The 7,325-nt window shown below is 39.5% G+C and carries 12 protein-coding genes; all 12 read right to left on the bottom strand.

Annotation, left to right across the window (positions count from 1 at the left end):
- Positions 1 to 146 precede the first annotated feature (146 nt).
- Complete coding sequence (locus tag J6O61_RS15670) at positions 147 to 695, bottom strand: NUDIX hydrolase (protein ID WP_330613804.1); 549 nt, start codon at positions 693 to 695, stop codon at positions 147 to 149.
- The gene (locus tag J6O61_RS15675; protein ID WP_292215098.1) at positions 695 to 997 is read right to left on the bottom strand and encodes a Dabb family protein; all 303 of its coding nucleotides are present in this window, start codon (positions 995 to 997) and stop codon (positions 695 to 697) included. The genes J6O61_RS15670 and J6O61_RS15675 overlap by 1 nt, the downstream gene beginning before the upstream one ends.
- A 14-nt stretch (positions 998 to 1,011) precedes the next feature.
- Positions 1,012 to 1,521, bottom strand: coding sequence for a pyridoxamine 5'-phosphate oxidase family protein (locus J6O61_RS15680; RefSeq protein ID WP_292215100.1), 510 nt, complete (start codon positions 1,519 to 1,521; stop codon positions 1,012 to 1,014).
- 2 nt (positions 1,522 to 1,523) lie between these two features.
- Positions 1,524 to 1,715, bottom strand: a complete 192-nt coding sequence (locus J6O61_RS15685) for a hypothetical protein (protein ID WP_292215102.1) — start codon at positions 1,713 to 1,715, stop codon at positions 1,524 to 1,526.
- Positions 1,712 to 2,161, bottom strand: a complete 450-nt coding sequence (locus J6O61_RS15690; RefSeq protein ID WP_330613805.1) for a GNAT family N-acetyltransferase — start codon at positions 2,159 to 2,161, stop codon at positions 1,712 to 1,714. Before J6O61_RS15690 ends, J6O61_RS15685 begins: the two co-directional genes overlap by 4 nt.
- Positions 2,142 to 2,876 (bottom strand): AAA family ATPase, encoded by a 735-nt coding sequence (locus tag J6O61_RS15695; RefSeq protein WP_292215118.1) that lies wholly within the window; start codon positions 2,874 to 2,876, stop codon positions 2,142 to 2,144. Before J6O61_RS15695 ends, J6O61_RS15690 begins: the two co-directional genes overlap by 20 nt.
- Before the next feature lie 246 nt (positions 2,877 to 3,122).
- Positions 3,123 to 3,470: a C-GCAxxG-C-C family protein gene (locus J6O61_RS15700; protein WP_292215104.1), complete on the bottom strand. Its 348-nt coding sequence runs from the start codon at positions 3,468 to 3,470 to the stop codon at positions 3,123 to 3,125.
- Positions 3,471 to 3,627: 157 nt separating this feature from the next.
- Positions 3,628 to 3,948: a nucleoside triphosphate pyrophosphohydrolase gene (locus J6O61_RS15705; protein WP_292215106.1), complete on the bottom strand. Its 321-nt coding sequence runs from the start codon at positions 3,946 to 3,948 to the stop codon at positions 3,628 to 3,630.
- Positions 3,939 to 5,072 carry an HNH endonuclease domain-containing protein gene (locus J6O61_RS15710; RefSeq protein ID WP_292215108.1) on the bottom strand — a complete coding sequence of 378 codons (1,134 nt, stop codon included), beginning with the start codon at positions 5,070 to 5,072 and terminating at the stop codon, positions 3,939 to 3,941. Before J6O61_RS15710 ends, J6O61_RS15705 begins: the two co-directional genes overlap by 10 nt.
- Positions 5,073 to 5,112: 40 nt before the next feature.
- The gene (locus J6O61_RS15715) at positions 5,113 to 5,433 is read right to left on the bottom strand and encodes a nucleotide pyrophosphohydrolase (protein WP_292215110.1); all 321 of its coding nucleotides are present in this window, start codon (positions 5,431 to 5,433) and stop codon (positions 5,113 to 5,115) included.
- Complete coding sequence (locus tag J6O61_RS15720) at positions 5,434 to 7,059, bottom strand: DUF2075 domain-containing protein (RefSeq protein WP_292215112.1); 1,626 nt, start codon at positions 7,057 to 7,059, stop codon at positions 5,434 to 5,436.
- Positions 7,060 to 7,081: 22 nt separating this feature from the next.
- Positions 7,082 to 7,324, bottom strand: a complete 243-nt coding sequence (locus J6O61_RS19785; RefSeq protein WP_442861711.1) for a DUF3427 domain-containing protein — start codon at positions 7,322 to 7,324, stop codon at positions 7,082 to 7,084.
- Position 7,325: the final 1 nt, after the last annotated feature.

The raw sequence follows: 7,325 nt of genomic DNA on the forward strand, positions 1-7,325 counted from the left end.
GGCACACCAAGAGTGCTGGCTTCAACCACATCCGGTTCACTCACTGTACCGGAAGCAGTCCCACTATCTGCCACTTTGTTGTTTCCACAACCTACAGCGGAAATCACCATAAGCATTGCTATAACAACACATAATCTTTTCATACCTTACTCTTTTGCCTTCTTCCTAACCATCTCAAGTTCCTCAGGATAAATGCAGTTCTTAAACGCATTCTGTCTGACACCATTTATACATTCATCAAGATCCATCCAAAGTACACTGCTTACTTCTTCCACTTGAAGAACAAGATCGTTTTCTTCCACATCTTTCCACAAAAGAAAGACCTTGGTAAACTGCCTGTCATGGTACTCTTCTCCAAAGAACACATCGTCCCAGATAATCTTTCTGTCACCACAGTATACAAGATCAGACTCCGAAGCTGTAATCCCCAGTTCCTCATGAAGTTCTCTTACAGCAGATTCAAGGAAATCCTGTCCTGCTGTAATATGGCCTGCGCTGGAAATGTCATAACATCCAGGAAAAGACTTAGTCTCTGCCCTTTTCTGTAAAAGGACCTGGATCTTATCATCTCTTTTTCTCAAGATCCAAACATGTGCTGTTCTATGTCGAACACCATTCTTATGAGCATATTTCCTCTCCACTTTTTCACCGGTAGGATTCCCATTTTCATCAACAATATCAAGATATTCCATCATCAAACCTCATAATCCAGACAGCTTCTGATTTTTGTATATGGTCTAACTTTAGAATCAGCAACCGCTACATGTTCTGGATGTGTCGCGTAGTTCTTAAGTGCATCTTCATTTTCAAATGTAGAATCCAGCATAAGGTCTGCATTTGAAGAAGCAAGACCATTGATATTCACTTTTATATCAACAATACCTGGAACCTTTCCCTTAAGTGATTCCAAACCCTCCTTGATTCCCTGCTTAATACTGACCTTTTCTTCAGCAGATAACTCATCTTTCAGTGTCCACAAAATCACATGCTTTACCATTCTCCGTTTCCTCCTTAAACATTCAAATGCTGCCTGCTTCCAAATCCTTCCTTTTTCAGATCCGAATCCAGATAGTCATAACTTTTTGCCACAACCTTGATCAGGTTCATTGGCTGCGGGAGCTTCTTCATGGCCTCTACCGGTATCTTCTTGTGCTCCATGATTTTCAGGTACTCCTCAGAAAAAGGCTCTACCATGCTAGCAATACCCTCTACCTGAAGACTTTTCAGATTAGCAAATCCTCCGTAAGGCTCATAGATTGCAAGTCCCACATTTTTGTTTTCTTTAAGGCCCTTAAACTTAAGTCCTCCTTCGGAAAAGAAATAAAAGTTCCCGTCCACGAAGTTGTACTCGATAGGTGTATTCCTCACCATATCTGAAGAAGCTGTAGCCAATGCACAAGTATTATGCCCGGCAATAAAGCCCTCGATTCTCTCTTTTAAATCTGCCTTATCCATTTGGGCAGATTCTTTATCCTTCTCCACCCAATGATTTGCTGCTGATTCATAGTCCATTTCCCACATTTCTATTTCACCTCAACTTCATCTGGCCAATCCGAGCCAACATCTAATCCATTCTCCGTAAGCCAGTCGTCTTCCACTGACACAAGTTTCTCATTACCGGCATCATCAACAAGAGTAATTGATACCTTAGGCTTCTGCCCTGGCTGCAGTTCTTCACAGCCATAATCACCATCAAAGATCTGCTTTATCTTCATAACTTACGCTCCATCTTCACATGAGGAATTCCATCCTCCATGAACACATCTGATACTACTTCAAAGCCTTCCTTGGCGTAATAACCTATAGCATATTCCTGTGCTTCTAGGTAAATCTTCTTTACCTTAAACTGCTCTTTTGCCACTTCAACACCTTTATGAAGGAGTTGGCCACCAATTCCTTTACTATGCTCAAGTGTTACCACTCTACCAATCTGTGCAATACCAGCGCTTTCATCATGATCTTTCCAGAACACTCGAAGGCATCCGGCAACTCTCCCTGCATCATTCCAACAGAAGACATGTATCGCATCCTGATCCTTGTCATCCATATCCTGATAAATACATTCTTGCTCTGTAACAAAAATCTCAGATCTTGTCTTTAATATCTCATAAAGCTCATTGGTACTGAGCTCATTAAAATGCTTAACTATCAATTCCATCATCGCTTAACAACCTCTTTAGAAGTTGCTCCTTATTCTCTATAAACATCTTTGTAATCTGGTAACTATCCGTATCCTCATAATCAATCGGATGAATCTGCCCATCATCAAAGCTTAATATCTCCGCTCCTGGAATTCCTAACAGTATCGGAGAGTGTGTTACCATAATGAACTGAGAATCCTCTTTTGCACAGTTCACAATCTCCAGTAAAAGGATCAGCTGTCTCTGCGGCGACAATGCCGCCTCCGGCTCGTCCAAAAGATATAATCCACCACCTTGGAAATTGGACTGCACAAGTTGCAGGAAGCTTTCTCCATGTGATCTCTCATGAAAATGCTCCTGTCTGCCTCTCGGATCTTCCCTACTGTACATTTCTTCTGCGGTAGCAACATTATAAAAGCTCTCTGCTCTCAGGAAATATCCCCATTTTGGCTTTCCGATTCCTCTGGAAAGCTTAATAGCATCGCACAATTCAGAGTGTGAATCATACGTTGAAAAGCTGTAATTCTTGGTTCCACCTTCAGGATTAAAGCCATAGTTCACAGCAATTGCTTCCAGCAAGGTAGACTTTCCACTACCATTTTCTCCGACAAATATCGTGATCTTCTTGTTAAAAGAAAGATAGTCCAGCCCCTTTATTGCCTCTATCTCATGAAGGTAACTGCCTTCATCTATATTGTCCCAGTCAATGCTTATCCCTTGAATAGGTAAGCTCATTCTCTCATCTAAAAAATCCACGTGCACCTCAAATAATTTTTCACAATTTCATCACAACACTTTAAGCTTCATTTAAAGTTCGTGCCTTAAAATAGAACCATCAAGAAGAACAAAGCTTCTTGATCCCCACACAACATTTTTTCATTCATAACACACATCCCTTCGGTCCCACACACCGGAGGGTCCTCCCTAACACAACGCCGCTGGTCTTTTCTCATCTAAAAAAGGTCAGCGGCTTCATCTATTTTATCCAATCATCTCTTCGAGCATAGCTGCAGCCTCGCCAACTAGGTCATTACAATTCCTTCCGGTACCGGCTCTTTTGGCAATAAGAGTTTTACATTCAAGACTACCATTCTTCTCAAGAAAAGCCTTCTCATACTCTGCAGCTTTATCTATTCCAAGCTTTTCAAGCATGGCAACAACACTCAGATACGTTCCACACTTTCCATCAATGCTCCTCGGCGGAGGAACCATCCTTATCGCCTCAGCCTCTGACATGCCCAATATATCTGCAAACGCCATCGCCAGCGAAGTAGAACAGTTATTTCCATTTCTGTGATTGGCTCTTGCTTTAGCTTCCAAATCTGTCATAGCATTTCTCCATTTCCATGATAAAACGACTATATCCATTATACCCCAAGAGACCTTTATTATCTCAGAAAAAACGAGCCGGAATCTTCAATTCCAGCTCATTAGAAAAGTCCTTCTCTATTACATATAACAGCAGCAACCACATTAACTGTTTTCATTATTTCTCTGTTACACTTTCCAAGAATATCTTCTTATCGAATCCGCCCCTCTTATCAGCCTTCTGCTTGCGGAGGTTTTCCAGCTCTTCTATGCTATACCCTCTGGCCTTAGCCGCTGCGTATACAACTTCAAGGATATCAGCAAGTTCTTCAAGGTTTTGATCCTTATGGTACTCTGCCAGCTCCTCATCGAGTTTAGCATCTATCATCGCAAGATATTCAGCATCATCAAGGATTCTGATATCGCACCTCTTATTGTCATTCTCAATAATCTCAGGAATCCTGTCCCTTACAAGCTTGTTATAAGTTATTACTGACATACTTTTTCCTCGTATCTCCATTCTTTAAAACCATTATTTCTGGCTGCATCATATACAGGTCTTATTATGTTGTGAAGCCTAATGCCGAACTCATCCTCTGACAAACCATCACAATAAAGTGCCTGGTTCACCTCATCATTGTTAATATGGTACTTTGACACTTTTGAGAAAGCGTCTGCCACTTTGTCATTATCTTTAGATAAGGTATATGATAAAAACTCGAGTTTGTATAACGGCTCAAAATACATATCCCAATCTGGGAGTCCATTACTCTTACTGCTATTTATGGATTTCGTTGTAGGATGCAGATTCCATAATTCGTCATGGGCCACATACTGCCATGGAACAAAATGGTCTACCGAAATACTCTCACCTACAAGGTCCACATGACCATATATATCCTTAATCTCTGGTTTGATATCAATTATCAGTTTCCAATACTTCCTAACTCGTTCAATATCACGTGATTGCGGCATGATGAGTTTGTCAGCAATACCTGGAACACTAGGATTTCTCTTTTGTAGATAATGTATCAGATTTAACTGTAGCCAACCTTGCAGTATTTCTCTGTTACATATCAAATATGGAACCCAGTCCTCATTTATCCGTATTGATGTAGCCAACTGCATAAATGCTTCATAGTAATATAAAAGTCGTCGCTGCTGATTAATCTTATGTGACAGCTCTTCAGGTCGGTACCATTCTCTTTTATCTATTCTTATCTCATCCAAAAATGGCGACTGTATCCTATATGGAACATTTTTAATCAGTTCTTTCTTGTAGTTTATGAGTAATCTGTCATCACTATTCTCGAGATAGGAAATAATGACTTCTCTTTTCTCAGAAGCAGCAAAATGTTTGGTCTGACCAATATACTTCACAGCCTCCTCAAGGTTATCCGTTACCCCAGTTGGTCCCAACCGCAAATGGTACTCTATGACCATGTACCAAGCATCTGCAATCATCTCATTTATGAGTTCATCATAGGAAAACCTGGTCTTATCCTCTGATAGCCTTCCAAGAATGGCCTGAAACCAGAAAAACTTATAGCAGTTGCTCGTATCATCGAACAATCTACTTAGATAGCCAATATTCAGTTCTTCATCATATGGCAATAGGCTCATAGCTATCCTCTTTAGCACCTTCCATTAGAACATGTCAGTTTTACAATTCCGTATATTTTTTACTGCTTCCATAGCTTTTTTCAACTGGATATTTCTCAGCATTTTTGCTTATCTTTTCCATAATTGCACCTTCAATACTGATGTTAAGTTTATCTGCCATTTGTATGCAGTAATTCATCACATCAGCAAGTTCTTCCTTAACTGCCTGTTCATCGTAGTTTGGCGACCATTGAAAACACTCCAATAACTCTCCAGCCTCAATAGCTATACTTTTAGCAAGGTTCTCCGGTGTATGATACTGATCCCAGTTTCTATCAGTTGAAAATTTTATCACTTCCTTTTTCACTTCATCAAAAGTCATTTATCTGCCCCCAATACCCTTAATAGAACGCAGATCCTTTTCTGTGAATACTTTGACATATCTTTCCACATAGTCCCTGAGTTCTTTATTGCATACATAAACATAAGTGCCCTTTATTCCCCTTGACAAAAGGACATAATAAATATTACGTATGTATCTTTCTAATTCCAGGCGTGATGCCTGTTTCTTTCCGTACACGTCCTTATAGCATTCTGGATCCACAAAAATACTATTTGTAGAATTATTGTACTTAAGATCTTCTCCGATAATTACAAATCCATAGTTTAGGTCATAGCCCTGAACGGAGTGAATGCACCCTACTTCTTTAGTCGCATCATCACTATAAACCCAGTCCTCCAGAACAGAATTCCATCTGAGTTCATGATTTTGTATCTGAAAATCAGTTATTGTTCTTGTCTTGTCACCCTTGCTTTTCCAATCCCACGCATATCCTGCAATCATGCGTGTTAGACCTTCTTTTTCCTCTTTGGTCTTATAAAGCTCAGAAAAAACATCAAAATCATTTACTAACCGTATTTCATAATTGTCTTCTCTAACGCTATGATCCAATTTTCCATACAGCAAAGAGAAAATATCTCCCAAATAGTTACTACCGCCCTTACAACGCATCTGTGAGAACAGGTTATAGTACGCCATCATCCTTGTGTTAAAAGAATCTTTCTGAATAATCTGCGCCACATCCAAGCCTGCTGGAAAGACTATCTGATCTTTATCAAAGAAAAAGACTGAGCATTTTGACTGTTCTAATATCCAATCAACCTGCGTTGATGTGGTCGGCAGCCCAATTCTTTTGCATGCATCATCATAGGCTCCATAACTGCTTAAGTTTTTGCGCTGCTTCAATCTATGTGACTCATCCACGATAAGGATATCGAATTTTCTAGTGGTAACATCATTCGGCCCCAGTACATCCTTAGCAGAAAGGTTATTTATCCCCTTAAATACCCTCTTCATGGTTTTTCTTAGCGAAGATGGTGGTACAACATAGCCAATTTCCAACTCACTAAAAACCTTTGATTCCTTAAGAAGTTTAAATAAATATACAGCCAGTATCGTCTTTCCGCTTCCCGGAGCTCCACTTACAATAATCCTTCTATTCAGACTACTTCTAAGATTGTTAACTATCTCCGAGACAGTATTCCTTTGTTCATCGTTAAGTGTTTTATACGGCGAATACTTGAAAAGATCAGATTGTTCCAGCTCTTCAATAGTATTCTTTGTGAGCTTTCTCTTCTGAAGCTCGCCCCATAATTCTACAAACTCTTCATCATAAGACGGTTTATCATAGTAATTCACCCCTGATAATCCTGCATTTTGATTTGTGAGGATAAAGCGACGATCAGCTGACATCAAACTTATCAGCCTTGATTCGTAATCAAATGTTGCAGACTGGTTAAATCTATCGCTATAAATGAAATGCGCCCTAGTGAAAAACTTTTTCGAATCATTTTCTTTGTGCTGGTTCATTCGCTTATTGATCGAATATGTTTGACCTACGTAAGCCTTTTTTCCATCTTCTAAGATGTATATCATAGGCCAATTATTCAAATAAGGTTCAACTCCGTATTCATCACTATGAAATTCAACGTCTTTTATAGTAAACATAGTTGCTCCTTGCCTATACCTATTAAATAGCTACGCTCTTATTCGCCCTTTGGATTATATTTGCGGGAATTGGCTCATTCAATTTCCATACAAAGCTAATAGGTTTATTCCCTTTATGGCTTACGTACTTGGCATTTCCCAAAAACATGAACGAAGAAGTATGACCATGTGTTTTTTTATATTCTCTCACGAACAAAGACACATTTGTACCCTTTGTACTGTGACTAATATATCTTTTTGCAGTTGGGCTACTATCCGAAACAATA

Origin of the sequence: Butyrivibrio sp. (genome assembly GCF_017635265.1) — a bacterium.
Classification (GTDB): Bacteria; Bacillota; Clostridia; order Lachnospirales; family Lachnospiraceae; genus Butyrivibrio.